This window comes from Nonomuraea sp. NPDC052116 (assembly GCF_040680035.1).
Lineage (GTDB): Bacteria > Actinomycetota > Actinomycetes > Streptosporangiales > Streptosporangiaceae > Nonomuraea > Nonomuraea angiospora_A.
In genome coordinates this window covers 209892-236049 of sequence record NZ_JBFAWA010000001.1, presented here as the reverse complement: position 1 = coordinate 236049, position 26158 = coordinate 209892, and the positions used below count along the sequence as shown (strand labels likewise).

20 protein-coding genes are annotated in these 26158 nt (G+C 72.0%); 11 read left to right on the top strand and 9 right to left on the bottom strand.

Annotated elements, in window-relative coordinates:
* Positions 1–2223 carry a thiamine pyrophosphate-dependent enzyme gene (locus tag AB0L65_RS01045; protein ID WP_364239213.1) on the bottom strand — a complete coding sequence of 741 codons (2223 nt, stop codon included), beginning with the start codon at positions 2221–2223 and terminating at the stop codon, positions 1–3.
* Positions 2224–2478: 255 nt separating this feature from the next.
* Here AB0L65_RS01045 and AB0L65_RS01040 point away from each other — a divergent pair, with 255 nt between their 5' ends.
* On the top strand, positions 2479–3768 hold the full coding sequence (locus tag AB0L65_RS01040) for a hypothetical protein (protein WP_364239211.1): 1290 nt from the start codon (positions 2479–2481) through the stop codon (positions 3766–3768).
* A 50-nt stretch (positions 3769–3818) separates the two neighbouring features.
* On the opposite strand, the gene AB0L65_RS01035 is transcribed toward AB0L65_RS01040, so the two are convergent.
* From AB0L65_RS01035 to AB0L65_RS01020, 4 genes are all read right to left on the bottom strand, one after another.
* Positions 3819–4673, bottom strand: coding sequence for an ABC transporter permease (locus AB0L65_RS01035; protein WP_350722296.1), 855 nt, complete (start codon positions 4671–4673; stop codon positions 3819–3821).
* A 2-nt stretch (positions 4674–4675) separates the two neighbouring features.
* Positions 4676–5653 carry an ATP-binding cassette domain-containing protein gene (locus AB0L65_RS01030; protein ID WP_364239209.1) on the bottom strand — a complete coding sequence of 326 codons (978 nt, stop codon included), beginning with the start codon at positions 5651–5653 and terminating at the stop codon, positions 4676–4678.
* A gap of 1 nt (position 5654) precedes the next feature.
* Entirely contained in the window at positions 5655–6269 is a 615-nt protein-coding gene (locus AB0L65_RS01025) for a PadR family transcriptional regulator (RefSeq protein ID WP_364239208.1), read from the bottom strand.
* A gap of 83 nt (positions 6270–6352) precedes the next feature.
* The gene (locus AB0L65_RS01020; RefSeq protein ID WP_364239206.1) at positions 6353–6946 is read right to left on the bottom strand and encodes a helix-turn-helix domain-containing protein; all 594 of its coding nucleotides are present in this window, start codon (positions 6944–6946) and stop codon (positions 6353–6355) included.
* 62 nt (positions 6947–7008) lie between these two features.
* Here AB0L65_RS01020 and AB0L65_RS01015 point away from each other — a divergent pair, with 62 nt between their 5' ends.
* The 6 genes from AB0L65_RS01015 (at position 7009) to AB0L65_RS00990 (ending at position 16097) form a co-directional block, all read left to right on the top strand.
* Positions 7009–8586: a carboxyl transferase domain-containing protein gene (locus AB0L65_RS01015; protein WP_364239205.1), complete on the top strand. Its 1578-nt coding sequence runs from the start codon at positions 7009–7011 to the stop codon at positions 8584–8586.
* A gap of 3 nt (positions 8587–8589) precedes the next feature.
* Positions 8590–10548, top strand: a complete 1959-nt coding sequence (locus AB0L65_RS01010; protein WP_364239203.1) for a biotin carboxylase N-terminal domain-containing protein — start codon at positions 8590–8592, stop codon at positions 10546–10548.
* Positions 10548–11453 (top strand): hydroxymethylglutaryl-CoA lyase, encoded by a 906-nt coding sequence (locus tag AB0L65_RS01005; protein ID WP_364239201.1) that lies wholly within the window; start codon positions 10548–10550, stop codon positions 11451–11453. The genes AB0L65_RS01010 and AB0L65_RS01005 overlap by 1 nt, the downstream gene beginning before the upstream one ends.
* A 2-nt stretch (positions 11454–11455) precedes the next feature.
* Positions 11456–12592, top strand: a complete 1137-nt coding sequence (locus tag AB0L65_RS01000; RefSeq protein ID WP_364239200.1) for an acyl-CoA dehydrogenase family protein — start codon at positions 11456–11458, stop codon at positions 12590–12592.
* An 81-nt stretch (positions 12593–12673) separates the two neighbouring features.
* A complete protein-coding gene (locus tag AB0L65_RS00995; RefSeq protein ID WP_350722284.1) occupies positions 12674–13108 on the top strand; it encodes a GNAT family N-acetyltransferase in 435 nt (144 codons plus the stop codon).
* Positions 13109–13151: 43 nt separating this feature from the next.
* Positions 13152–16097, top strand: coding sequence for an AAA family ATPase (locus AB0L65_RS00990; RefSeq protein WP_364239198.1), 2946 nt, complete (start codon positions 13152–13154; stop codon positions 16095–16097).
* 16 nt (positions 16098–16113) lie between these two features.
* On the opposite strand, the gene AB0L65_RS00985 is transcribed toward AB0L65_RS00990, so the two are convergent.
* From AB0L65_RS00985 to AB0L65_RS00975, 3 genes are all read right to left on the bottom strand, one after another.
* Positions 16114–18447, bottom strand: a complete 2334-nt coding sequence (locus tag AB0L65_RS00985) for a hypothetical protein (RefSeq protein ID WP_364239197.1) — start codon at positions 18445–18447, stop codon at positions 16114–16116.
* Between the two features lie 83 nt (positions 18448–18530).
* Positions 18531–19508 carry a PfkB family carbohydrate kinase gene (locus AB0L65_RS00980; protein ID WP_364239196.1) on the bottom strand — a complete coding sequence of 326 codons (978 nt, stop codon included), beginning with the start codon at positions 19506–19508 and terminating at the stop codon, positions 18531–18533.
* Positions 19493–20419, bottom strand: a complete 927-nt coding sequence (locus AB0L65_RS00975) for a pseudouridine-5'-phosphate glycosidase (protein WP_350722277.1) — start codon at positions 20417–20419, stop codon at positions 19493–19495. The genes AB0L65_RS00980 and AB0L65_RS00975 overlap by 16 nt, the downstream gene beginning before the upstream one ends.
* 221 nt (positions 20420–20640) lie before the next feature.
* Here AB0L65_RS00975 and AB0L65_RS00970 point away from each other — a divergent pair, with 221 nt between their 5' ends.
* Complete coding sequence (locus tag AB0L65_RS00970) at positions 20641–22149, top strand: NAD(P)/FAD-dependent oxidoreductase (RefSeq protein ID WP_364239193.1); 1509 nt, start codon at positions 20641–20643, stop codon at positions 22147–22149.
* A 19-nt stretch (positions 22150–22168) separates the two neighbouring features.
* Here AB0L65_RS00970 and AB0L65_RS00965 read toward each other — a convergent pair whose 3' ends face one another.
* Positions 22169–22726, bottom strand: coding sequence for a helix-turn-helix domain-containing protein (locus AB0L65_RS00965; protein ID WP_364239192.1), 558 nt, complete (start codon positions 22724–22726; stop codon positions 22169–22171).
* Positions 22727–22812: 86 nt separating this feature from the next.
* Here AB0L65_RS00965 and AB0L65_RS00960 point away from each other — a divergent pair, with 86 nt between their 5' ends.
* From AB0L65_RS00960 to AB0L65_RS00950, 3 genes are all read left to right on the top strand, one after another.
* Positions 22813–24015, top strand: a complete 1203-nt coding sequence (locus AB0L65_RS00960; protein ID WP_364239191.1) for a cytochrome P450 — start codon at positions 22813–22815, stop codon at positions 24013–24015.
* Positions 24016–24078: 63 nt separating this feature from the next.
* Positions 24079–24780 carry a response regulator transcription factor gene (locus tag AB0L65_RS00955; RefSeq protein WP_350722270.1) on the top strand — a complete coding sequence of 234 codons (702 nt, stop codon included), beginning with the start codon at positions 24079–24081 and terminating at the stop codon, positions 24778–24780.
* Positions 24777–26150 carry a HAMP domain-containing sensor histidine kinase gene (locus AB0L65_RS00950; RefSeq protein WP_364239189.1) on the top strand — a complete coding sequence of 458 codons (1374 nt, stop codon included), beginning with the start codon at positions 24777–24779 and terminating at the stop codon, positions 26148–26150. Before AB0L65_RS00955 ends, AB0L65_RS00950 begins: the two co-directional genes overlap by 4 nt.
* Positions 26151–26158: the final 8 nt, after the last annotated feature.

The window sequence follows — 26158 nt, the reverse complement described above, 5'->3', positions numbered from 1 at the left end:
TCACCCCAGGAGCTTGCGCGCCGCCTGCTCGATCTCCGCCTCCGACAGCAGCACGTGCTCGGCCGCCCCGCCCAGGGGGATGAAGCTGTCGGACGAGGTCACCCGCGCGAGCTTCCCGGTGAACCCGGCGTCGGCCAGCTCCGCCATGATCCCCTCCGACACGCCGCCGGTGTGCCGGGTCTCGTCGGCGATCAGCACGTTGCCGGTCAGCTCGGCCGCCCGCAGCAGGTCGTCCATCGGGAGCGGCGCCAGCCAGCGCAGGTCGAGCACGCGGCAGCCGTACCCCTCCTGGGTCAGCCGCACCGCGGCCCGCAGGCTCATCCGCACGCCGTTGCCGAACGTCACGATCGTCAGGTCGCGCCCGTCGCCGTAGGAGCGCGCGTGCCCGATCGGCACGTGCGTCTCCGGCCAGCGCCCGGGCGCCGCGTACGGCGCCAGCCAGCCCCCGTCGCCCTCCTCGAACAGGTCGCGCGTGTGGTAGAGCGCGATCGGCTCCAGGAACACGCACACCGACCCGGACGTGCGGGCCGCCGCCAGGCACGTGCGCAGCATGGCGGCCGCGTCGTCGGGGCGCGCGGGCGAGGCGATGACCAGGCCGGGGATGTCGCGCAGCGCGCCCACCGCGTTGTCGTTGTGGAAGTGGCCGCCGAACCCCTTCTGGTAGGCGTACCCGGCCACCCGGACCACCATCGGGTTGGTGTAGGAGCCGCGCGAGAAGAACGACAGCGTGGCCGCCTCCCCCCGGATCTGGTCGAGCGCGTTGTGCAGGTAGGCGAGGTACTGGATCTCCGGCACGGGCAGCAGCCCCGACACGCCGGCGCCGAGCGCCAGCCCCAGGATGGCCTGCTCGTCCAGCAACGTGTCGAACACCCGGGCCGCGCCGAACCGCTTCTGCAGCCCCCTGGTCACGCCGTAGACGCCGCCCTTCTTGGCGACGTCCTCGCCGAACACGGTCATCTCGGGGTAGACGGCCAGCGCGTCGGCGAGCGTGCGGTTGATGGCCTGCGAGAGCGTCATCGGCTTGTCGTGCTCGGGCAGCGCCCCGGCGAACGCCTTCTCCCGCTCCGGGGCCGGGGCCGCCATCGGGCTGATCTTGGCGATCAGCTCCGGCTTGCGCGGCGCGATCGGCTCCATGACCTCCTTGGCGGAGCCGAGCCGCGGGCTGCGCGTCGTCTCCAGCGCGACCCGCAGCACGTGCTCTCGCTGGGACTCGTACGTCCTGAGCAGCTCTTCCGGCGTGCTCTGCCCCGCCTCCACGAGCAGCTGCGCCGTGCGCACCAGCGGGTCGCGCTCCAGGTCGGCCCTGATCTCGCGCTGCGTGCGGTAGGCCTGCTCGACGTCGGAGCCGGCGTGCCCCATGAGCCGCACGGTGGTCAGGTGGAGGAAGGCGGGGGAGCGGCGCTCGCGTACGTGCCGGACCGCGCTGACGGCGGCGTCGTACGCCGCGGCGAGGTCGCAGCCGTCGGCGGCGAAGTATTCGATCCCGGGCCGGCGCAGGGCCGACTCCACCCAGCCCTTGGGCGTGCGGACGCTGATGCCGATGCCGTTGTCCTCGCACACGAGCAGCAGCGGCATCGCCTTGCCTTGATAGGTGGCGTAGGAGGCGGTGTTGAAGCCGCTCAGGGCGCTCGCGTGGTTGATCGAGGCGTCGCCGAAGCTGCACACCGCGACCGCGTCGGCGGGCCAGCGGGCCTGATCGCCGATCGCCGCCGCGGCCCGCTCGATGGCGAACGCCACGCCGACGGACCTGGGCAGGTGGCTGGCGATCGTGGAGGTCTGGGGGATGACGGCCAGGTCGGGATGGCCGAACACCTTGTGCCGGCCGCCCGCGATCGGCTCGTCGGCCGCCGCGGCCAGGCCCATCAGCACGTCGCGGATGCCCTGCTCGGGCAGCCTGCCCGCCTGCTCGGACCTGGTCAGGTAGAACGCGCCGGAGCGGTAGTGGAGCAGGGCGGGGTCGGTGGGCCGCAGGGCGGCGGCGACGGCCGCGTTGCCCTCGTGGCCGGCGGAGCCGATCGTGTAGTAGCCCTCGTCCCGCTCGCGCAGCCAGCGGGCCGCGATGTCCAGCAGGCGGCTGTCGAGCTGACGCTGGAACAGTTTCATGCACTGCTCGCCGGTCAGCGAGCTGCCCTCGCGGACCGGCAGCCCCGGATCTCGCGCGGGGCCCGCCTTCAGCGTCGCAACCGCCTGGGTGAAATGAGTCTCAACTGTGTCGCGCGCCACACCTCGATTATGTCTTTCATCGGCGCCGACGTCTGCCGGACGTGGCTGACATGTTGTGGACCGGTCCGTTTGACCCCGACATATAACGGTTTGTCAGATTCCTAAACCTTCCGGTCGGCGCGTACGTCTACTTAATTGACACACGTGGCACCCTCAATGCCGCGTTGAACCGTTGGGTATCTGGAAGGAACCCGCATGTTACAACGCATTCGTGTGGCCGCCCTTGCCATTGCGCTCGGAGCCGGAGCCCTGGTCATGGCTCCCTCCGCTGCGACGGCGGCCGCGGATCCCGTCATCACCCAAGTCGGGATCAGTCCCAATTCTCCGATCGACGTCACCAACGGCGCGGTCACGGCCACGTTCAGCTTCGCCACCAAGGGGGCCGACAAGGCCGAGCTCCAGCTCAAGCCCCCGGGCGACATCAGCGTCGGCAAGCCCGTCGACCTGACGTCCGCCAAGGACGGCGACTGGACGAAGTGGTCCGGCACCAGGTCCTTCGACTCCACGAACGTCGGCACGTGGAGCTGGCTCGCCGTCGCCGGCGGCGCCTCCCGCGGCGGCACGTTCGAGGTCTCGGTCAAGAAGGTCCTCGACACCAAGATCGTCGACTTCGACGCCAGCCCCGACTCCGTGGACAAGGGCGACCTGATCAAGGTCTCCGGCCAGCTCCTCGCCGACGGCAAGGGGTACGGCGGCCAGAGCGTCGCCATCACCTTCCGCGAGCGCGGCACCGACGCCTACCGCCAGGTCACCAAGGTGACGACCGGTGGCAACGGCTGGTTCAGCGCCACCGTGCGGGCCGACGAGACGGGCTGGTGGCGGGCCGAGTTCGCGGCCACCTCCGCGGCCAAGGGCTCGGTCAGCGACACCGACCGGGTCGACGTCAGGCGCGGCGTCCTGAGCAGCAGGATCGCCGGCTTCGACGCCCGCCCGGAGCCCGTGGACAAGGGTGACCGGCTCACGTTCAGCGGCGCCCTGCTGGTCGAGGACCGCGGCGGCGTGGCCGGCGAGCGGGTCTCGATCTTCTTCAAGGCCGACGGCTCGTCCAGGTGGGAGTACGTCACCAGTGACGTGACCGGCCGTGACGGCCGCTTCTGGGCCTCCGCTCCCGCGCAGACCTCGGGCTGGTGGCGGGCCGAGTACGGCGGCACCCGCGGTGTCCGCGGCTCGGTCAGCGACGCCGACTGGGTCAAGGTCAACGAGCCGGCGCCGCCTCCTACGGCGTCCAAGGCGGACACGCGGCTGATCAAGTTCAACGCGTACCCCGAGCCGGTCAAGCGCGGCAAGTACCTGAAGTTCAAGGGCCGCCTGCAGGTCTTCGACGAGGGCTCCTGGGAGGGCTACTCGGGCAAGGTCGCGCTGTTCTTCAAGCCCGCGGGCTCGAAGAAGTGGCAGTACGTGAAGACGACCTGGTCGAACGACGGCGGCGGGCTCTACACCAAGGTCAAGGGCTGGAACTCGGGCCGCTGGCGGTTCGTGTTCGGCGGTGACGACGACACCTACGGCGCCACCAGCGGCTCGGACTACGTCCGGGTCAAGCGCTGATCTGATGTGAGGCCGAGGCCCGGGGCACGCCGCCCCGGGCCTCGTTCCGTCTACTCCGCCCGCCTGAACTCCGCGATCCCCACCCCCAGCAGCGCCAGCCCCAGGGCCGCCACGAGGCCGAGCTCGAGCATCACCGGCACCTGGAAGTCGAACCACCGGACCCCGGGGTTCAGCACCGCGTCGACCTGCGCCGGCACGTCCAGGTGCGAGAAGACCGCCTGGCGCAGCGGGTCCACCGCGTACGTCATCGGGTTGACCACGGTCAGCACGTGCAGCCACGACGGCAGGTTGGCCAGCGGGAACATCGCCCCCGACAGGAACATCATGGGCATGATCGCCATCTGCATCAGCCCGAAGAAGGTCTGCATGTTCTTCATCCGGGCGGCCAGCATCACCCCGAAGGCCGTGATCGTGAACGCCGCGAGGAACATCTCCGCCAGCAGCGTCACGAAGAGCGCGGGCGAGTAGGGAACCCCCACCAGCCCCGCCATGGCCAGGATGAGGATGCCCTGCCCGGTGGCCACGATGGCGCCGCCCAGGCACTTGCCGACCACGATCGCCCCGCGTGAGACGGGCGCGACCAGCATCTCCCTGAGGAAGCCGAACTCGCGGTCCCACACGATGGACCCGGCCGAGAACATCCCGGTCATGATCACGGTCATGGAGATCATGCCGGGGTACATGAACGTGCGGTAGTCGATCCCGGGGATCGCCCCCCGCACCAGCGACCCGAGCCCCGTGCCCATGACGAACAGCCAGAGCACGGGCTGCACCAGCATGGACGCCATGCGGGTGCGGTCGTTGACGAAGCGCAGCATCTCCCGGTGGAGCACGACCTTGATCGCCCGCAGGTCGTGACCGGCGCTGCGGACCGGCACGCGGACGCTGATGGCCTCTGTCGCCATGACTATCGCCTCGCCATCGCTCTCATGAACGCCGTGTTGCCGTCGCCGGCCTCGGCGTCGCGGATCGTGGAGCCGGTGTAGGACATGAACACGTCGTCCAGGGACGGCCGCGACACGCTCACCGATTTGATCGGCATGCCGAGCTCGGCGAACAGCCTCGGCACGAACTCCTCGCCCGAGGCCACCGCGAACGTCACCGCGCCCTCGCGCACGGCCGCCTCCAGCCCGAACCGCTCCCGCAGCGCCTTGATCGCCTCCGCGTCGTCGGGGGTCTGGATCTGCACCCGGTCCTTGCCGACGCTGGCCTTCAGCGCCTCGGGCGAGTCGATGACGACGACCTCGCCGTGGTCGATGATCGCGATCCGGTCGCAGTACTCGGCCTCGTCCATGTAGTGCGTGGTCATGAAGATGGTGATGTCCTCCAGGAGCCGCAGCTGGTTGATGTAGCCCCAGATGGCCGAGCGGGTCTGCGGGTCGAGCCCCACGGTGGGCTCGTCGAGGAAGAGCACGCGCGGGGAGTGCAGCAGGCCGCGGGCGATCTCCAGCCGCCGCTTCATGCCGCCCGAGAACGTCATCACCTTGGCGTCCTTGCGGTCCCACAGCGCGACCATCTCCATGACCTGCCGGATCCGGTCGCCGACCATGCCCTTGGGCACGCCGTACAGCTCGGCGTGGAAGCGCAGGTTCTGCTCGGCGCTCAGGTAGCCGTCGAGGGTGGGGTCCTGGAAGACGAGGCCGATGTTCCTGCGGACCTCGTCACGGTCCCTGACCACGTCGTGGCCCGCCACGGTGGCGCTGCCGCCGGTGGGGTTCACCAGCGTGCAGAGCATGCTGATGGTGGTGGTCTTGCCGGCGCCGTTCGGCCCGAGGAAGCCGAACACCTCGCCCGGGCGCACCTCGAAGTCGACGCCTTTGACGGCCTCGACCTTCCCGTACGTCTTCCGCAGGCCGCGCACGGCGACCGCCGCGTCCGCCGCCATCTCAGCCCTCCGCCAGGATCTGGAACATGGACTTGCGCGTCTTCTTGATCAGCTCCTTGGCCGCCGCGATCTGACGCTCGTCGGCCGTGCGGACCAGGTGGGAGAACGCCTCGTTGAGCTGGGCCCAGAGCAGGCGCAGCTCGTGGTGGTCCGGCGGCACGGCCGTGCGGGCGACCTCGTCCCACGGCGCCTCGTCGGCGTACCTGGCCGCCTGGCCGCGGCCCTCCTCCGTCAGGCGGTACGTACGGCTCCCGCCGGACTCGTCGCCGGACACCAGGCCCTCGTCCTCGAGCTGCTGCAGCGCTGGATAGACGGAGCCGGGGCTGGGCCGCCAGACGCCGTGGCTGCGCTCCTCGATGCCCTGGATCATCTGGTAGCCGTTCTGCGGCCCTTCGAGGAGCAGCGCCAGCAGGGCGGCCCGGACGTCGCCGCGGCGCACCCGCGGAGCGGGCGTCTCCCAGTGGACCACGGTGCCGAAGTGGGGCCCGGGCGGGGGCGGCGGGTAGGGCGGGCCGAAGCCGCCCGGCCCCGGCGGTGGACCGGGCGGTGGGCCGGGCGGGTGCGGGGGAAACGGGTGGTGGGGGTGCGGGGCATCCCAGAAGTCGGGCTCTTCCATGATTACCTCCAACTATCGAGATATCTTGACGATATATCTAGATAGTTGGCACGGGAAGGCCATTTCAGGCAGATCCCTGAAAGTTAGCGAGCGCTAACAGCAGCGGTGACGGCCGCGCGCGCCATGGCGTGCAGCAGCGGCCGCATGTCCCCCGCGCCCAGCTCGCCCGCGCTGTGCGGCGTGGAGTTGAGCAGCCCGAACACGGCGTGCGTCGCGGCCCGCAGTCGCGCCGCCGGGCACGCCGGGTGCAGCTCGGCCAGCACGGTGACCCACTCCTCGACGTAGAGCCGCTGCAGCCGCCTGATCTGGCGCCGCTCGGGCTCGGGCACGTTGCCCAGCTCCCTGTCGTGCACGGTGATCAGCGCCGGCTGCTCGAGGGCGAACGTGATCTGCGCGTTGAGCAGCGCGTCCAGCGTCTCCTGGGGATCCGGGTACGAGGTGACCACCGCGGCGGCCGACTCGCGCAGCCGCGAGCTGACGTCGAGCAGCATCTCCGACAGCAGCGCGTCCTTGCCGCTGAAGTGCCGGTAGAGCGCGGGGCCCGAGACGCCGACCGCGGCGCCGATGTCCTCGATCGAGACGCCGTGGAAACCGCGCGCGGCGAACAGCCGGGCCGCCGCCTCCAGGATCTCCCCGCGCCTGTTGCGGCGATTCCGGGTAGGGGCGGTAGTGGTCACGTCTCACATGCTAGACGACTACGTTAATGATGACTAACATCTCGTGCTATGAGAGGGGCGTCATGAGCGAGTGGCCGGTGCTGAAGTCGTCCGCCGATCCCGGCGGCGAGGCGTTCAAACGCAACGCCGAGCTCAACGAGCGGCTCGCCGCCGAGCTGCTGGAGCGGCTGGAGGCCGCCGCCCGGGGCGGCCCCGAGCGCTCGCGTCTGCGCCACGTCGAGCGCGGCAAGTTGCTGCCGCGCGACCGCGTCGACGGCCTGCTCGACCCCGGCTCCCGCTTCCTGGAGCTGTCGCCGCTGGCCGCGAACGGCCTCTACGACGACCAGGCGCCCGCCGCGGGGATCATCACCGGGGTCGGCCGGGTCTCCGGCCGCGAGTGCGTGATCGTCGCCAACGACGCCACCGTGAAGGGCGGCACGTACTACCCGCTCACGGTCAAGAAGCACCTGCGCGCGCAGGAGGTGGCCCTGCACAACCACCTGCCGTGCGTCTACCTCGTCGACTCGGGCGGCGCGTTCCTGCCCAAGCAGGACGAGGTGTTCCCCGACCGCGAGCACTTCGGCCGCATCTTCTACAACCAGGCCACCATGTCCGCCCGCGGCATCCCGCAGATCGCCGCCGTGCTCGGCTCGTGCACGGCGGGCGGCGCGTACGTGCCCGCGATGAGTGACGAGGCCGTCATCGTGCGCGGCCAGGGCACGATCTTCCTGGGCGGCCCGCCGCTGGTGAAGGCGGCCACCGGCGAGGAGGTCACGGCCGAGGAGCTGGGCGGCGGCGACCTGCACGCGCGGGTCAGCGGCGTCACCGACCACCTGGCCGAGGACGACGCGCACGCGCTGGCCATCGTCCGCGACATCGTCTCCACCCTGGCCCCGCGCCGGAGCTCGGCCGCGCGGCCCTGGGACACGGTCGCGCCCGAGCCGCCCCGGCACGACCCGCGCGACCTGTACGGGATCGTGCCCGCCGACACGCGCCAGCCCTACGACGTGCACGAGGTGATCGCCAGGATCGTGGACGGGTCGCGCTTCCTGGAGTTCAAGGCCGAGTACGGCTCGACCCTCGTGACCGGGTTCGCCCACCTCCACGGCCATCCGGTGGGGATCGTGGCCAACAACGGCATCCTGTTCAGCGAGTCCGCCATGAAGGGCGCCCACTTCATCGAGCTGTGCGACCAGCGCCGGATCCCGCTCGTCTTCCTGCAGAACATCAGCGGATTCATGGTCGGCAAGGCCTACGAGGCGGGCGGCATCGCCAAGCACGGCGCCAAGATGGTCACCGCCGTCTCGTGCGCGCGGGTGCCCAAGTTCACCGTCGTGATCGGCGGGTCCTTCGGGGCGGGGAACTACGCGATGGCCGGGCGGGCGTACTCGCCCAGGTTCCTGTGGATGTGGCCGAACGCCCGCATCTCGGTCATGGGCGGCGAGCAGGCCGCGAACGTGCTCACGACGGTCGGCACCGCCGACGCCGACGCGATCAGGGCCCAGTACGAGCACCAGGGCAACCCGTACTACTCCACGGCCAGGCTGTGGGACGACGGCGTGATCGACCCGCTCGACACCCGCACCGTCCTCGGCCTGGCGCTGTCCGCGGCGGCCAACGCCCCGCTCGAGCCCGCCGGTTACGGCGTCTTCCGGATGTGACGCATGCTGTTCGACCGTGTTCTGATCGCCAACAGGGGCGAGATCGCCGTACGGGTCATCCGCACGCTGCGCCGGCTCGGCATCACGTCGGTGGCCGTGCACACGGCGTCGGACGCCGGAGCCCGTCACGTGCTGGAGGCCGACGTAGCCCACCAAGTGCCGAAATATCTGGATATTGAGGCAATTGTCGGGGCGGCGCTGGCGTCCGGGGCGCAGGCCGTCCACCCCGGGTACGGGTTCCTCGCCGAGAACGCCGCGTTCGCGCGGCGGTGCGCGCAGGCCGGGCTGGTGTTCGTCGGCCCGCCGTCCGAGGCCATCGACGCCATGGGCGACAAGATCCGCGCCAAGGCCACGGTGTCGGCGGCCGGGGTGCCCGTCGTGCCCGGCGGGGCCGAGCCCGGCGACTCGCTGGAGACCTGGCGCGACTTCCCCGCGCTGATCAAGCCCTCCGCGGGCGGCGGCGGCAAGGGCATGGTGCTCGTGCGGTCGGCCGCCGAGCTGCCCGACGCCCTGGAGTCGGCCCGGCGCACGGCGCGGGCGGCGTTCGGCGACGCGACCCTGCTGATCGAGCGGTACGTCGAGAGCCCACGCCACATCGAGCTGCAGATCCTGGCCGACACCCACGGCAACGTCGTGCACCTGGGCGAGCGCGAATGCAGCCTGCAGCGCCGGCACCAGAAGATCATCGAAGAGGCCCCCTCGCCGTTCGTCGACCCCGAGACCCGCGCCCGCATGGGCTCGGCCGCGGTGGAGGCCGCGCGCTCGGTGGGCTACGTGGGGGCGGGCACGGTCGAGTTCATCGTGGACGGGACCACCGGCTCCTACCACTTCATGGAGATGAACACCCGCCTTCAGGTGGAGCACCCCGTCACCGAGCTGGTGACCGGGCTCGACCTGGTCGAGCTGCAGCTGCGGGTCGCGGCGGGGGAGCCGCTGCCGTTCGGGCAGGGCGACGTGCGGATCGACGGGCACGCCGTCGAGGCCCGCGTCTACGCCGAGGACCCGGCCCGCGGCTTCCTGCCGACGGGCGGCCGCGTGCTGGCGTTGCGCGAGCCGGACGGCGGCGTCCCGGGCGGTCCCGCACCCGTCGTGCGGGTGGACTCGGGGCTGGTCGAGGGCGGCGTCGTGGGCAGCGAGTTCGACCCGATGCTCTCCAAGGTCGTCGCCTGGGCGCCGGACCGGGCCTCGGCGCTCAGGACGCTCGACCGCGCCCTGGCCCGCACGGCCGTCCTCGGCGTGGTCACCAACATCCCGTTCCTGCGGGCCCTCGCCGGGCATCCGGCCGTCAAGGCGGGCGAGCTGGACACCGGGCTGGTCGAGCGCGTGCTCCCCGAGCTGCTCCCGTCCGCGGACGTGCCCGCCGAGGTGCTCGCGGCGGCGGCGCTCGCCTTCCACACCCTGCCCCGGGGCGACGACCCGTGGGAGGTTACGGACGGCTGGCGGGTCGGCGAGCGGGCCTGGACGACGTGGCGGCTGGAGTCGAGGGACGGGGTGCACGCGGTCCAGGTCCGCGGCCTGCCCGAAGAATCCGCCGAAGTCCGGATAAACGATGAGATCGTGCCCGCGCGCATCCGGCTCGGCGACGGGGAGCTGACCGTCACGATCGGCGCCCGTACCGAGCACTACCTGCGCGTACGCCACGACGACACGCTCTGGCTCGGCAAGGACGGCGCGGCGTGGGCGCTCACCCGGCACCTCATCGGCGACCCCGGCGACCGGCCCGGCGCGGCGGCCACGGGCGACGGCGTCGTCAGGAGCCCCATGCCCGGCACCGTCCTGGTGGTCAAGGCCCAGGCCGGCGACCGGGTCACCGAAGGCCAGCCGCTGATGATCGTCGAGGCCATGAAGATGGAGCACACGGTCACCGCCCCGCGCGACGGCGTGGTCTCCGAGCTGGCGGTCCAGGCGGGCCAGCCGGTCGACATGGACGCGGTTCTCGCCGTGGTGAGGGAGGAGGGCTGATGCCGTACCCCATGGAAGGGTTGCCGCAGCAGGTCACGATCTACGAGGTCGGCCCGCGCGACGGCCTGCAGAACGAGTCCTCGATCGTGCCCGTCGAGGTGAAGGCCGAGTTCATCGACCGCCTCGCGGACGCCGGGCACAAGGTGATCGAGGCGACCAGTTTCGTGCACCCGAAGTGGGTGCCGCAGCTCGCCGACGCCGACGAGCTGCTGGCCCGGCTGCGCAGGAAGCCCGGCGTGCGCTACCCGGTCCTCGTCCCCAACCTGCGCGGCCTCGACCGGGCCCTGGAACGCGGCGTGGACGAGATCGCCATCTTCGCCAGCGCCACCGAGACGTTCGCCGCCAAGAACCTCAACCGCAGCCTGGAGAGCCAGTTCGAGATGTTCGAGCCGGTCGTGGCCAGGGCGCTGGACAACGGCGTGCGGGTGCGCGCGTACGTGTCGATGTGCTTCGGCGACCCCTGGGAGGGGCCGACGCCGATCGCCCAGGTCGTCTCGGTCGGGGAGCGGCTGCTCGGGCTCGGCTGCTACGAGCTGTCGCTCGGCGACACCATCGGGGTCGGCACGCCCGGGCACGTGACCGCGCTGATCAAGGCGTTCCGCCGCCCCGAGCGGCTCGCCGTGCACTTCCACGACACCTACGGCCAGGCCCTCGGCAACACCCTGGCCGCGTTGAGAGCGGGCGTGACCACGATCGACGCCTCCACGGGCGGCATCGGCGGCTGCCCCTACGCCGAGTCCGCCACCGGCAACCTCTCGACCGAAGACCTGGTCTGGATGTTGCGGGGGCTCGGCATCGAGACCGGGCTCGACCTGGGCAAGCTCGTGTCCACCAGCACCTGGCTGGCGGAGCTGCTCGGCCGGCCCAGCCCCTCCCGCGTCGTACAGGCGCTGTCGAAAGGCTGACCATGCTCAAGGACGAGTACGAAGAGCTGCGCAAGACCGTCGAGTCGTTCGCCCGCGAGGTGGTCGCGCCGGTGATCGGCGACTACTACGAACGGGAGGAGTTCCCGTACGACATCGTGCGGCAGATGGGCGCCATGGGGCTGTTCGGGCTGCCGTTCCCGGAGGAGTACGGCGGCATGGGCGGCGACTACTTCGCCCTGTGCGTGGCGCTGGAGGAGCTGGCCCGCGTCGACTCCAGCGTGGCGATCACCCTGGAGGCCGCGGTGTCGCTGGGCGCGATGCCGATCTACCGGTTCGGCGACGCCGAGCAGCGCGAGCACTGGCTGCCCAAGCTGACCTCGGGCTCGGCCCTGGGCGCGTTCGGCCTGACGGAGCCGGGCGGCGGGTCCGACGTGCCGGGCGGGATGCGCACCACCGCCGTGCTGGACGGGCCCGAATGGGTGATCAACGGGACGAAGGCCTTCATCACGAACTCCGGCACCGACATCACCGCCGTCGTCGGCGTGGCCGCGATCACCGGCGAGCGGGAGATCTCCACGATCCTCGTGCCGAGCGGCACGCCCGGGTTCACGGTGTCGAAGAAGTACTCCAAGGTCGGCTGGAACGCCTCCGACACCCGCGAGCTGTCCTTCAGCGACTGCCGCGTCCCCGCCGCGAACCTGCTGGGCGAGCGCGGCCGCGGCTACGCGCAGTTCCTGCAGACCCTCGACGAGGGCCGCATCGCGATCGCCGCGCTCAGCGTGGGGCTGGCCCAGGGGTGCGTGGACGAAAGCCTCAAGTACGTCAGGGACCGGAAGGCGTTCGGCCACCCGATCGGCCACTACCAGGCCATCCAGTTCAAGATCGCCGACATGGAGGCCCGCGCCCACACCGCCCGTCTGGCCTACTACCACGCGGCCGAGAAGATGCTGGCCGGGGAGCCGTTCAAGAAGGAGGCCGCGATCGCCAAGCTGGTCTCGTCGAACGCGGCCATGGACAACGCGCGGGACGCCACGCAGGTGTTCGGCGGGTACGGGTTCATGAACGAGTTCCCCGTGGGGCGCTTCTACCGCGACGCCAAGGTGCTGGAGATCGGGGAGGGCACGAGCGAGGTCCAGCGCATGCTCATCGCCCGGCAGCTCGGCCTGGGCGACCTCTGACCGTTTCCGGCCGAACGTTTTCGGCGGGGCGAATCGAGGGAGTTTGCGTCCGCGACCTCGGACGATCTAGTGTCGTCAGTCATGACGGCTGACGATCTTCTCATCAGGAGGGCGGAGAAGGCGGACGCGGACGAGGTGTTCGCGCTGGCGCGGGAGTTCGGTCTGACGTTCAGACCGGAGCGCGGAGCCTTCGACGCCGCCCTGCCCGAGCTGCTGGCGAACGAGGACGCCCTGCTGCTCGCGGCCGTCGTGGGCGGGCGTGTGCAGGGCTACCTGCTGGGGTTCGTGCATCTGACCCTGTTCGCCAACGGGCCGGTCGCCTGGGTCGAGGAGGCCATGGTCGGCTCCGGGGCGCGCCGGCAGGGGATCGGCCGGGCCCTGCTGGAGGAGTTCGAGCGGTGGGCGCGCACGCGGGAGGCGGGCTACGTGGCGATGGCCACGCGGCGCGCGCCCGAGTTCTACCACGCGCTGGGCTACGAAGCCTCTGCCACGTTCTTCCGCAAGGTCCTGCGCTAGCCCGGCCGGGAATTCTGTCGTGATCTGATGGCATTCTTAGGGCGTGAGTATCCATGCCGTCAGTCCCCGCTTCGTCGGGCGCGCCCGTGAGCTCGCCGCTCTCGGCGACGCGCTGGTCGGGGCGCGTGCCGGGGCGTCGTCCGCCGTGCTCGTCGGCGGCGAGGCCGGGGTCGGCAAGACCCGGTTGATCAAGGAGTTCACCGATCGGGCCGACGACGCGCTGGTGCTCGTCGGCGGGTGCCTGGAGCTGGGCACCGAGGGCCTGCCGTTCGCGCCGTTCACCGCCGTGCTGCGCGGGCTCGTGCGCGAGCTGGGCCGCGACGGGGTGGCGGCGCTCGTGCCCGGCGGCACCACGCGCGGGCTGGCGCGGCTCCTGCCGGAGTTCGGGGAGCCGGACGGAGACGGGCCCGAGGCCAGGGCGCGGCTGTTCGAGCAGGTGCTGGGGCTGCTGGAGCGGCTGGCCGAAGAGCGGCCCGTGCTGCTGATCGTCGAGGACGCCCACTGGGCCGACCGGTCCACCCGCGACCTGCTGTCGTTCCTGGTCCGCTACCAGCCGACCGCGGCGGGCCTGCTGATCGTGGTCACGTACCGCACCGACGAGCTGCACCGCACCCACCCCCTGCGCCCGCTCCTCGCCGAGCTGGGCCGGGTCGAGCGGGTGCGCAGGGTCGAGCTGCGCAGGCTCACCCGCAGGGAGGCCGTCGCGCAGGCGGCCGGCATCCTGGAGCGGGAGCCGTCCCCCGCCGACATGGACCTGATCTACGCGCGCAGCGAGGGAAACCCGCTGTTCGTGGAGGCGCTGCTCAGCGACGGAGGCGGCGTCGCGCTGCCGGAGTCGCTGCGCGACCTGCTGCTGGCCAGTGTCGAGCGGCTGCCCGCCGAGACGCAGGAGCTGCTGCGCGTGGCCAGCGCCGGCGGGCAGCGCATCGAGCACGACCTGCTCTCCGCCGTCGCCGGGCTCGACGAGAACGCGCTCTCCAGCGCGCTGCGGCCCGCCGTGGCGGGAAACGTGCTCACCGTCGACGGCGAGGGCTACTGCTTCCGGCACGCGCTGATCCGCGAGGCGCTCCACGACGACCTGCTGCCCGGCGAGCACACCCGCCTGCACACCCGCTTCGCCGAGGCGCTGGAGCGCGACCTGTCGATCCTGCCCGCCCCGCGCGGCGCGATCGAGCTGGCCCACCACTGGCACTCCGCCCACGACGCCACCTGGGCGCTGGTCAGCGCCTGGCAGGCGGCCGGCGTCGCCCGCAGGTCCACCGCCTACGACGAGCAGCTCAGGATGCTGTCCAGGGTGCTGGAGCTGTGGGACCAGGTGCCCGACGCGTCCGAGCGCATCGGCAGCGACCGCATCGACGTGCTCAGGAACACGGCCACGGTCGCGCACCTCGCCGGGGAGTACGAACGCTCCATCGCCCTGGCCGGCGCCGCCCTCGCCGAGATCGACCACGACGCCGACCCGATCAGGGCGGCCAAGCTGCTGCGCCAGCGCGGCCTGACCCGCTACGACCTGGGCCGCTCCGGCTTCGTCGACGACCTGCGCGAGGCGGCCGCGCTGGTCGCCTCCGACCGGCCGACCAAGCTCCATGCCCAGGTCCTGGAGACCCTGTCCCGCATGCTCCACGGGCGCGAGGTCTGGTCGGAGCGGCTCGCCACGAGCCGGCTCGCCATGAAGATCGGCCACGAGCTGGGCGACCGCAAGGTGGAGGCGCACGCGCTGATCGACCTCACCTGGGCGCGATTCGGCTTCTCCGAGATCGAGGCGCAGCTGGAGGCGTTCGCGGAGGCGCGCAGGCTCGCCGGCGGCGACGAGGCCTACAACGCGCTGATGCGCTGCGCGATCTCCGAGTCCGACGCGCTGGAGGGGGCGGGCCGCCACGAGCGGGCCGCGCAGGTGGCCCGCGACGGCATCGAGGAGGCCCGCCAGTACGGGCTGGCCCGCACGTCCGGCGCGTTCCTGTCGATCAACCTGGCCGAGCCGCTGGTGTCACTGGGGCAGTGGGACGAGGCGCTGGAGGTGGTCGAGCACGCGCTCGACCTCGCGCCGCCGGCTCCCTACCAGGCCAGCCTGCAGGGGTTCGCCACGGACATCGCGCTGGCGCGCGGGGAGTTCGACCGGGCCGAGCGGCTGCTGGGGTCGTCGCGGGGCGTGCTGTCGCGCGGGACCTTCCGCGACCAGACGGTCCTGCCGCACCTGTGCAGGGAGGTGCGGCTGCTGCACGCGCGCGGGGAGCTCGAGGCCGCGGTGGAGGTGGCCGCGAAGGCCCTGGAGGAGCGCGATCTGGTGGAGACCGCGCGCTACTCCTGGCCGGTGCTGGTGACCGTCGCCGACCTGCTCGGCTCCGTGGTGCCGCAGCAAGGGTCCGGGGTGGGCACGCCGGTGGCGCGGCTCGGCGCGGCCCTCCTGACGCGGCTGCGGGCGCTGGGGCGGGAGCTCGAGGTCGACGGCGACCTCCAGCGGGCCGAGCACCTCACCTTCACGGCGCTGACGGGTCCCGAGCCGGACGACGGCGCCGCCGAGCCGCCCGGGTGGCGGTTCGAGGCCTGGGACCGGGCGGCGGGGGCGTGGGCGGCGCTGCGGCAGCCGTACGCCGAGGCGCGGTGCCTGGTGGGCGCGGCGCAGGCGGCGCTGGCGGACGGCGACCGGCAGGAGGCCGCGCAGCGGCTGGGCCGCGCGCGGGAGCTGGCCGCCCGGCTGGGCGCGACACCGCTGCTGGAGCAGCTCGACGCCTTCGGGCGGCGGGCCAGGATCGGGGGCGCCGCGGAGGCGGCCGACGGGCTTCCGCTGGGGCTGACGGCCCGCGAGCTGGAGGTGCTGCGGGAGGTGGCGAACGGGCGGAGCAACCGGGAGATCGCCGAGGCGCTGTTCATCTCGGCGAAGACCGTGAGCGTGCACGTCTCCAACATCCTGGCCAAGCTGGGCGTCGCCACCCGGGGCGAGGCCGCCGCCACCGCCTATCGGCTGCGGCTGTTCGACGCGCCCCTTTGAACGGCAGGGCGAGTGCTCAGCCCGTCAGCTGGGCTTCCAGGCGGTAGCCGTCCACGGTGACGTAGACCTGGTCGCCGGGGCGCGCGTTCAGGCGCATCAGCACCGGCTGGAGGGAGTCGAAGACCGGCTGGTGGCCCTGCCAGACCAGGACGATGGCGTTGTCCCCGGGCCCGGTCACCGACAGCAGGGTGCCGGGGCGCATGCCGAGCTGGGCCGCGTAGCCCTCCGGCACCGGCACGGGGCCGCCCCTGAGGTGCTCCGGGGTCACCTCGATGCGCTGCCAGCGGCGCGGGTCCGAGGATGGGCTCGGCAGCGGCGGAGGCGGCGTCGGGGGAGTGCCCGCCAGGTTCCCGGAGAGCATCGGCGAACGGCCGCCCGACAGCGCCGAGAGCGTCGCCAGGGCCGCGGACGGGTCGATCGAGTTCGCGGGGGTCGGCGGGATGGGCTGGCCGCCCCGGTGGTGGTGGCCGTTGGCGCCCGGCGTGCGGCGGGGCAGGGGCTGGGCGGGTGACGGGGCCTCGGCCACCGGGTCGCCGCTCGTCTCCTGGGGCAGGGCGTCGTACCAGGCTCTGGCGGAGTGGGCGCGGATGCCCAGCTCGCCCATCAGCTCCACGACGTCCGCGTCGGGCGGGCTCGAGGCCAGCAGCTGCTTCGTACGGTCCTGTAGGCGGTGCAGGTCGCCCACGACCAGCCAGCCGTCCTGGAAGCGGCGGTCGGGCATGAGCGTCACCAGCACGCGCCAGAGCGGGGTGCGCAGCGAGGGGACCGTCACGGGGTGGGCCGGGTCGGCGCCGATCAGCTGGTCCTCGGTGGCCGCCGCGCCGAGCCATTCGGTCAGGCGGAACATGTGGCCCGTGACCGGCGCGGACTCCGAGGAGCGCAGCCAGTGCAGGACGCGTTCCTCGGCCGTGCGCTGGGCCTGGGAGAGCGCGTCCCGGTCGACCAGCATCTTGTGGGCGAGCGTCCGCAGGCTGACCGGGTCCTCGGCGAACAGCCGGTGCACGGCCACCGCCAGCTCCAGCTTGTCCAGGCTGCGGAACAGGTTGTCCACGACCCGCACCATCGCGTGGTCGGCGTCGGTCGGCACGGGGCTGCTGGGGGCCGGCGGAGCGGTGGGAACGGGCGCCGCGTAGCTCGGGGTGCCGTTGCTCTTGGAGGCGCCCGGCGCGCCGGGGACGGCGGGCATGGATCCCGTGCTGGGGCCGCCGGGGACCGCGGGCATCGACCCGGTGCTGGGACCGCCCGGGATCGCGGGCATCGAGCCGGTGCTGGGGCCGCCGGGGACGGCAGGCATCGACCCGGTGCTGGGGCCGCCCGGGATCGCGGGCATGGACCCGGTGCTGGGACCGCCGGGGGCGGAGCTGTTGTCCTGGCGTCCGGACTGAGGGCTCGCGGGGCGCTGCGGGGCGCGGTCGGGCTGGCCAGGCTGGCCGGGGGCCGGGCGGCCTTCGCCGGCGAACCCCTGCGCCGGGAACGAGCCGCTCTGCGGCTGCGCGGAGAACGAGCCGGTCTGCGCGGGGAACGACCCCGTCTGCCGCGCCGGCCCACCGTCCGGCGCCGGCTGGGCCGGGAAGGAGCCGGTCTGGCGGTCTTGGGTGGGGGCGACCTGGCGGTCCTGGGAGGGACCGCCAGGGCGGTCGGATATCGAGGGGAAGGAGCCGGTCTGGCGGCCGCTGTCCGGCCCCTGGGCGGCCTGGGGGCCGGTGCCCGAGGGCTGCTGGGACGGGAACGAGCCCGTCTGGCGCTGGTCCGCGGCGGCGGCCGGGCGCTGCGGCGCGGCGTCGGCCTGGCCCGGGTGCTGCTCGGCGCCGCTCTGGGCGGCGAACATGCCGGTCTGGGGCACCGGATCGGCCTGGACGGGGAAGGAGCCCGTGCCCCGGATGAGCGGCCGGGTGACCTCGGGGTGATCGGCCGCGGGGGCTGCACGCTGGGCCGGGATGCGGCCGAGGATCTCGCGGAAGACGGAGCCGATCACCACTTCGGGCGTCGCCGACGGCGTGCCCAGGTCGCTGGGGGACAGGCGGCGCAGCCGCTGCCAGCCGCCGAGCCCGGTGATCGCCGTACGCGTGTCCTCGGGCCAGCCCGGCAGCGCCGGATCGATGTGGTGGACGGTCAGCGCGGGCAGCAGGTCGGCCAGCGGCAGATGGTCCCAGCGGGAGGAGGCCAGCCGCGCCAGCCGCTCGCAGATCCAGTCGAGCCCCGCCGTGCCGAGCGCCCTCGACAGTGCGAGGGAGTGCCACCATCCTGCCGGCAGCCGCGGATCGGCCAGTGCTTCGGCCACCTGCTGCGGGCGGCTCCAGCGCAGCGCAGGGACTAGGTCGCTCAGGCAGATCGATGACTCGACTTCCATCGGCGGACCTTATCCTCCCCAGTGAGCCGCGTGGTGCTGACCGAAACGCGTGTGGCTAATGGTGTAGCTTACGCGGCAAGCTATCAATCAGTGTGAATAGGGTAAAGACGGTTCAGATCCAAACCGTACCGTGGCCGACCGCCCACCTGGGCCACACATGCGGCACCAGCACGGCAACCTGCCTCCAAAGCCGCCTCCTCGCCGACACCCTGCAGAACCCCGGTGAGGTACCCGGCGGCGAACGCGTCACCCGCTCCCGTCGAGTCCACGACCTCGGTGGACACACCTGCCGCCGCCGCGACGACCTCGCCGTCCACGGCGGCCAGCGCGCCCCGTGCTCCCAGCTTCACGATCGCTGTGCCGTATGTCTCACTCAAGAGTACGGCGGCGCGCTCCGCCGTCGTGGCTCCACTCAGCAAGAGGGCCTCATCAAGATTCGGGAGGATCAGGGCGGCGGGGGCGGATTCGCGGATGAAACGTTCGACCCCGAAGTCGCGCAGCGGGCCGGTGGAGGCCGGGTCGACGCTGATCGCGATCCCGGCGGCGGCGGCCTCGGCCATCGCCAGCCTGGCCAGCCGCAGCCCGCCCTCCGCGAACAGCAGGTAGCCGGACAGGTGGAGCCGGGCGACGCCGTCGAGCAGGGCCGGGTCCCAGTCGGCCTCGGAGATCAGGCCGCCCGCGCCGCGGTTGGTGAGCATCGTACGCTCGCCGCTCCGGTCCACCATCGCGATCACGACGGCGGTGGGGCGGTCGGGATCGACCGAGACGTGCGGCCGGACCCCCGTCTTGGCCAGCTCGGTGGTGTGCCACTCGCTGCTGTCGTAGCCGAGCCTGGCCAGCAGGCGCACCTCGGCGCCGAGGCGGGCGGCCCAGGCGGCGGTGTTCGCGCCGGAGCCGCCGGGGCGCAGGACGATGTCGGCCGCCGTGTCGGTGCCCGACATGACCGGCGAACCATGCAACGCCACCACATCGGTGACCACGTCACCGATGACGAGCAAGGCCCCGCCTGTCACGCTGCCCGTCACTCCGTCCGACATCCCGTCCGTCACGGGCGCGCCCATGACCGGGCGATCTGCGAGGCCAGGGCGACGTTGCCGCGCACGGCGGCCAGGTTGGCCTCCAGGGAGGCCCCGCCGGTGCCGTCCACCAGGTAGCCGAGCAGGAACGGCGTGATCGCCTGCCCTTTGACGCCCTGCCGCTCGGCGGCGGCCAGCGCCTCGGCCAGCACGCGGTCATGGAGCTCAGGGTCGAGCTGCTGGTCCACGGGGACGGGGTTGGCGACGATCAGCGCCGTCTCCTGGCCGCCGAGCGCGTCCTGGCCCCGCATGATCTCCGCCGCGTCGGCGGGCGACTCGATCCGCCATTCGATCGGCTGGCCGGAGGAGTGCAGGTAGAAGCCGGGGAAGGTGTCCGTACGGTAGCCCGCCACGGTCACGCCGCGCGTCTCCAGGCGCTGCAGCGTCGCGGGCACGTCGAGGATCGACTTGACGCCGGCGCAGACGACGGTGATGCGGGTGCGGGCCAGCGTGTCGAGGTCGGCGGACTCGTCCTGGTCCTCGGTCCAGCCGCGGTGCACGCCGCCGAGGCCGCCGGTGGCGAAGACGCGGATGCCGGCGCGGGCGGCGAGGAACGACGTGGCCGACACGGTGGTGGCGCCGCTGGCCTTCAGCGCCGCCGCCACGGGCAGGTCCCGCTGCCCCAGCTTGCGCAGGCCGGACTCGGTCGCGATGCGCTCCAGCTCCACCTCGTTGAGGCCGATGCGGGGCACGCCGTCCAGCACGGCGATCGTGGCCGGGACGGCGCCGGCCGCCCGTACGATCCCCTCCAGCTCGCGCGCCACCTCCAGGTTGCGCGGCTGCGGCAGCCCGTGGGAGATGATCGTGGACTCCAGGGCGACGACGGGCGCGCCACTCGCCAGGGCCTCGGCGACCTCGTCGGACGGCTGCAGAACGGAGTCGGGGGTGCTGCGCATGGTGAGTTTCGTGCTCCTTGGGTGTGTCCTGGCCTACTAGGGCGAAAGATGTATTTTACGGGATTTTGTGTGGAACTCAGCAGCTTGCGGTGCTGATCAGGTGGCGGTTCACCTGAGGATCACACAGGGGGTGCGGCGCCCGCCAGTGGCCCGGCGGATCGGGAGAAATGTCCGAAAGTCAGCGTTGACGGGTGGTGTGGGTGGGGTCGTATGGTGCGGAGATGGGGTCGTATGACGTGATCGTGGCCGGAGGCGGGCACAACGGGCTGGTGGCGGCCGCCTACCTGGCCGGAGCGGGGCGCAGCGTGCTCGTCCTGGAACGCCACGACCACGTGGGCGGCCTGGCGATCTCCACGCGGGCCTTCCCCGGCGTCGACGTACGGCTGTCGCGCTACTCCTACCTCGTCAGCCTCCTGCCCTCCGCGATCGTCCGCGACCTGGGGCTGGACCTGGAGCTGCGCCGCCGCCGCTACGCCTCGTACACGCCCAAGGGCGGCACCGGCCTGCTCGTCGACAACGAGGACGCGGCGGCCACGGCGGCCTCGTTCAGGGGTGTCACCGGCGGCGCGGCCGACCACCAGGCGTGGCAGGACTTCTACGCCATGACCGCGCGCGTGGCGCAGGCGCTGGCGCCCACGCTGCTCGAACCCCTCCCGTCCGCCGCCGAGGTCGAACGGCTCGTCGGCCCCGAGGCGTGGCGGGACCTGTTCCGGCGGCCGATCGGGCGGACCGTGGAGGAACGGTTCGGGGACGACACCGTGCGCGGTGTGGTGCTGACCGACGCGCTCATCGGCACGTTCGCCGACCCCGCCACCGACCTGCTCGCCAACCGGTGCTTCCTCTACCACGTGATCGGCGACGGCACCGGCGAGTGGAACGTCCCCGTCGGCGGCATGGGCGCCGTCTCGGGGGCGCTGGAGGCGGCCGCCAGGCGGGCGGGCGCCGAGATCAGGACCGGGGCCGAGATCGTCGGGATCTCGCCGTCCGGCGAGGTAACGTTCGCGGACGAGGGCGGCGAGCACACGGTGAACGGCGGCCACGTGCTGGTCAACCTGCCGCCGGCCGTGCTCGACCGGGTGCTGGGCAGGCCCGGGGAGGTCCCGGAGGGCGCGCAGCTGAAGGTCAACATGGTGCTGACGAGGCTGCCCCGGCTGAAGGACGCGTCCGTGGACCCGCGGGCGGCCTTCAGCGGCACGTTCCACATCAACGAGAGCCGCGACCAGCTCGCCGCGGCCTACGAGCAGGCGGCGCGCGGGGAGATCCCGGAGTTGCCGCCGGCCGAGGTTTACTGCCATTCGCTGACCGACCCGTCGATCCTCGGGCCCGAGCTGAGGGGCAGGGCCGAGACGATGACGCTGTTCGGCCTCCACATGCCCGCCCGCCTTTTCCGGAAAAATCCGGATAAAGCGAGAAAAGCCGCCCTGGACGCCACCTTCGCCTCCATCAACTCCGTCCTCGCCGAGCCCATCGAGGAATGCCTGCTCAGGGCCCCCGACGGCAGCCTGTGCGCCGAGGCCAAGACCCCGGTCGACCTCGAGAACGAGGCCGGACTGCCCGGCGGCCACATCTTCCACACCGACCTGAGCTGGCCGTACGCGGAAGAGGGCGAGCGGTGGGGTGTGGAGACCGAGCACGAGCGCATCCTGATGTGCGGCGCCGGCGCCCGCAGGGGCGGCGGCGTGAGCGGGATCGCCGGCCACAACGCGGCCATGTCGGTGCTGAAGCGCTGATCCCGCTGATCCCCTCGGGCTAATCCTCCGAGATCAGCCTCGTGGCCACCTCCATGGCCACGGCCGACCGCTCCGCCTCCGGCACGTCCAGGTCGAAGAGGAACGGCACGCTGCCCAGGATCACCGCGAACACCGCCAGCCGGGCCTCGAACTTCCGCACCGGGCCGGACTCCGGATCCTCCAGCAGGGACACCATCTTGACGATCCCGGCCTGCATCCGCTCACCGGCCGGCAGGCCCTGCATCACGCCCTGGTTGACCTGAGCGAACTTGAACAGGGGCCGCCACTGCCCCTCCAGCAGCTCGCCGATCCGCCGCAGGATCTCCTGCCTGGACCCGGGGGTCTTGGGCTGCGCGTGCCCCCACTCCACCAGCTCGTCGATCGACTCGGCCAGCCGCTCGCCGACGCTCTCCAGGATCGCCTCTTTGGTGCTGAAGTGGTAGTAGAGCGCCGGCCTGGTGATCTGCAGCCGCTCGGCCACCTCCTGCAGCGTGGTCTGTTCGTACCCCTGCTCGGCGAACAGCTCCAGCGCCACCTGCCGGATCCGGTCCCTGGTGTCCGTCCGCCGCCCTGCCATCCCGCTCCCATCACTTGACGGCCGGCCCGCGATTGCTTACTTTCACGTAAGTAAGCAATGCGATCCGGCTTGTACGGGAGCAGACTATGGCCGAAACCTTCCCTGCCCAGCGCACCTGCCCGTTCGCGCCCCCGCCCGAGTACGAGCGGATGCGCGAGCAGGCCCCCCTCGTACGAGCCTCGCTCCCCGGCGGGGACGTCTGGCTCGTCACCCGGCACGCCGCGGCCAAACAGGTCCTGTCGGGCACGGGCATCAGCACCAACCCGGCGACCCCCGGTCACCCCAACTGGGCGTTCAGGCCGGAGCCGCCCACCCCCGAGGAGCGGGCCGCGGCGAAGGAGTTCGCGATCGGACACTTCATCGACCTCGACCCGCCCGAGCACGGCCGGTTCCGGCGGCTGCTCATCCCCGAGTTCACCGTCAGGCGCGTCAAGGAGCTGCGGCCCGGCATCCAGCGCACCGTGGACGAGCTCATCGACGACATGCTGGCCAAGGGCGACGAGGCGGAGCTGGTGGAGGCGTTCGGGCTGGCGCTGCCGTCGCTGGTCATCTGCCAGCTGCTCGGCGTCCCCCTCGACGACCGCGAGTTCTTCCAGTCGCGCACCCGCGAGATGCTCTCCAGCGCCGACGGCCCCGACGCGAGCTTCGCCGCGATCATGGCGCTCAGGGACTACCTCGACACCCTGGTCGCCAAGGCGGAGCAGCAGCCCAAGGACGACCTGCTCGGGCGGCTGATCGAGAGCGGTCAGCTCACCCATGCCGAGCTGGTGGGCGTGACCTTCCTGCTGCTCGTCGCGGGCCACGAGACCACCGCGAACATGATCCCGCTCTCCGCCCTCACCCTCCTGCGCCACCCCGCCCAGCTCGCCGCGTTGCGCGAGAACCCGGACAAGTGGCCCATGGCGGTGGACGAGCTGCTGCGCTACCACTCGATCGTGGACTGGGTGGCGTTCGACCGGGTGGCCGTCGAGGACCAGGAGATCGACGGACAGCTCGTCAGGGAGGGCGAGGGCATCTTCGTGCTCGGCGCCTCCGCCAACAGGGACGAGCGGGCGTTCGAGCGGCCGGACGAGTTCGACGTCGAGCGCGGGGCCCGCCACCACGTGGCGTTCGGGTACGGTGTCCACCAGTGCCTCGGCCAGAACCTGGCCAGGGCCGAGATGGAGATCGCGCTGCGCACGCTGTTCGAGCGCATCCCCGGCCTGCGGGTCACCGCGGCGGACGAGGAGCTGCCGATCAAGAGCGACGGCCCCATCTTCGGGCTCAAGGCGATGCCGGTGGCGTGGTGATCTCATGGAACGCGCATGATGGCGTTTATCAGGTTTTCATGATGAGCCTCTAGCGTTTGTCGCATGAGTGAGCCCGCACGGTTGCTGGTGGTGGACGACGAGCCCGCGTTGCGCGAGGCGCTGCAGTCGAGCCTGGAGTTCGAGGGCTACAAGGTCGTCACGGCCAACGACGGGCAGGCGGCGCTGGACGCGGTCGCGGCCGACACCTACGACGCCGTGCTGCTCGACGTCATGATGCCCCGGCTCGACGGGCTGACCGCGTGCCGGCGTCTGCGCGCCTCGGGCAACCACATCCCGGTCCTCATGCTCACCGCCCGCGACGCGGTGGGCGACCGGGTCTCGGGGCTCGACGCGGGGGCCGACGACTATCTCGTCAAGCCGTTCGAGCTGGACGAGCTGCTGGCCCGCGTCCGCGCGCTGCTGCGGCGGGGCGCGCTGAGCTCGAGTCCCGCCGAGGGCGCCGACACGCTCACGTACGGCGACCTGCGCATGGACCTGGCGACCAGGGAGGTCACGCGCGCCGATCGCCGGCTGGACCTGACGCGGACCGAGTACCTGCTGATGGAGCTGTTCCTGGCGCACCCGCGTCAGGTGCTCACGAGGGACCAGATCCTCAGCGAGGTGTGGGGGTTCGACTTCGAGCCGACGTCCAACTCGCTCGACGTGTACGTCATGTACCTGCGGCGCAAGACCGAGGCCGGGGGGCAGCCCCGCGTGATCCACACGGTGCGCGGGGTGGGGTACGTCCTACGGGCCACGCCGTGATCTGGCGCAGCCTCCGCACCCGCCTCACACTCCTGGTCGCGGTCGCCGTCGCCCTGGCGGTGGCGGTCAGCGCGGGTGCGTGCTTCATGATCGTCCGGCACCAGCTGTACGAGCAGGTGGACCGGCAGCTCGGCAACCCGCCCGGCAAGAGTCCACGCGGGCAGCTGGAGTGGCTCCAGCGCGAGTGTGGCCCGGTCCCGAACCCCCAGGACCATTACGGCCCGCCGGGCACCACCCAGCTCATCTTCGCCGATGACCGTCCTCCGTGCTACACGAGCGCCGCTCTCGTGGTCACCGAGGAGGACAAAGGGGTGGCCGCCAGCCCGGGGGCGAAGCACTGGCACAACGGGGTTACCGACGACGGCACGGAGATGCGCATCCTCACCGAGAATGTGGGGCCGGGCATGGCTGTGATGGATGCCGTCCCACTCGGTCAGCTGCGCAACACGCTGAAGATGGTGGCGTTGCTTCTCGGCGCGGTGGCCGCGCTGGGCGTGCTGGCCGCGGCGACCGCCGGCTTGCTCATCGCCCGGGCCGCGTTGCGTCCCGTGGGTCGCCTGACAAAGGCGGTCGAGCACATCGCGCAGACCGAGGACCTCGACACTCACATCCCCGTCGAAGGCAACGACGAGATCGCCCGGCTCTCATCCTCCTTCAACGCCATGACCACCGCCCTGGCCGGCTCCCGCGAGCGTCAGAAGCAGCTCGTCGCCGACGCCGGCCACGAGCTGCGCACCCCCCTGACCACCCTGCGCACCAACATCGACCTCCTCCTCCGCAGCGAGCAGACGGGCCGCAGCCTCGACCCCGACGCCAAGAAACGCCTGCTCACCAACGTCAAGGCCCAGTTCGCCGAGCTGTCCACGCTCGTCGCCGACCTCCTCCAGCTGGCCAGGGGCGACACCGAGCACGAGCCGCACGTCGAGCTGCCCTTCCACGAGGTCGTGACGGCGGCCGTCGAGCGGGCCAGGCTGCGCGGCGCCGAGGTGGTCAGCGACCTCAGACCCTGGTACGTCGTCGGCAGCGCCACCTCCCTCGAACGCGCCGTGCTCAACCTCATCGACAACGCCGCAAAGTTCAGTCCCGGCGGCCAGGTCGAGGTGTCCTTGTGGCACGGCCGGCTGTCCGTGCGGGACCACGGCCCGGGACTGCCGGAGGAGGAGCTGCCGCACGTCTTCGAGCGCTTCTGGCGCTCCCCGTCCGCCCGTGGCCTGCCCGGATCCGGGCTGGGCCTGGCGATCGTGGCGCAGGCCGTCGCGGAGGCCGGGGGAGAGGTACGTCTGGCGAACGCGCCCGGTGGTGGAGCGATCGCGACAATGGACCTTCCCGGAACTCTCATGCGTAACTCAGAATCGGATAAGTCCCGTTAAAGACCCGA

What these genes read in the sequence shown, in the direction of transcription:
- AB0L65_RS01040 (WP_364239211.1), top strand. Translation starts at nt 2,479, where the DNA reads ATGGCTCCCTCCGCTGCGACGGCGGCCGCGGATCCCGTCATCACCCAA.
- AB0L65_RS01035 (WP_350722296.1), bottom strand. Translation starts at nt 4,673, where the DNA reads ATGGCGACAGAGGCCATCAGCGTCCGCGTGCCGGTCCGCAGCGCCGGT.
- AB0L65_RS01030 (WP_364239209.1), bottom strand. Translation starts at nt 5,653, where the DNA reads ATGGCGGCGGACGCGGCGGTCGCCGTGCGCGGCCTGCGGAAGACGTAC.
- AB0L65_RS01025 (WP_364239208.1), bottom strand. Translation starts at nt 6,269, where the DNA reads ATGGAAGAGCCCGACTTCTGGGATGCCCCGCACCCCCACCACCCGTTT.
- AB0L65_RS01015 (WP_364239205.1), top strand. Translation starts at nt 7,009, where the DNA reads ATGAGCGAGTGGCCGGTGCTGAAGTCGTCCGCCGATCCCGGCGGCGAG.
- AB0L65_RS01010 (WP_364239203.1), top strand. Translation starts at nt 8,590, where the DNA reads ATGCTGTTCGACCGTGTTCTGATCGCCAACAGGGGCGAGATCGCCGTA.
- AB0L65_RS01005 (WP_364239201.1), top strand. Translation starts at nt 10,548, where the DNA reads ATGCCGTACCCCATGGAAGGGTTGCCGCAGCAGGTCACGATCTACGAG.
- AB0L65_RS01000 (WP_364239200.1), top strand. Translation starts at nt 11,456, where the DNA reads ATGCTCAAGGACGAGTACGAAGAGCTGCGCAAGACCGTCGAGTCGTTC.
- AB0L65_RS00995 (WP_350722284.1), top strand. Translation starts at nt 12,674, where the DNA reads ATGACGGCTGACGATCTTCTCATCAGGAGGGCGGAGAAGGCGGACGCG.
- AB0L65_RS00985 (WP_364239197.1), bottom strand. Translation starts at nt 18,447, where the DNA reads ATGGAAGTCGAGTCATCGATCTGCCTGAGCGACCTAGTCCCTGCGCTG.
- AB0L65_RS00980 (WP_364239196.1), bottom strand. Translation starts at nt 19,508, where the DNA reads ATGGGCGCGCCCGTGACGGACGGGATGTCGGACGGAGTGACGGGCAGC.
- AB0L65_RS00975 (WP_350722277.1), bottom strand. Translation starts at nt 20,419, where the DNA reads ATGCGCAGCACCCCCGACTCCGTTCTGCAGCCGTCCGACGAGGTCGCC.
- AB0L65_RS00970 (WP_364239193.1), top strand. Translation starts at nt 20,641, where the DNA reads ATGGGGTCGTATGACGTGATCGTGGCCGGAGGCGGGCACAACGGGCTG.
- AB0L65_RS00965 (WP_364239192.1), bottom strand. Translation starts at nt 22,726, where the DNA reads ATGGCAGGGCGGCGGACGGACACCAGGGACCGGATCCGGCAGGTGGCG.
- AB0L65_RS00960 (WP_364239191.1), top strand. Translation starts at nt 22,813, where the DNA reads ATGGCCGAAACCTTCCCTGCCCAGCGCACCTGCCCGTTCGCGCCCCCG.
- AB0L65_RS00955 (WP_350722270.1), top strand. Translation starts at nt 24,079, where the DNA reads ATGAGTGAGCCCGCACGGTTGCTGGTGGTGGACGACGAGCCCGCGTTG.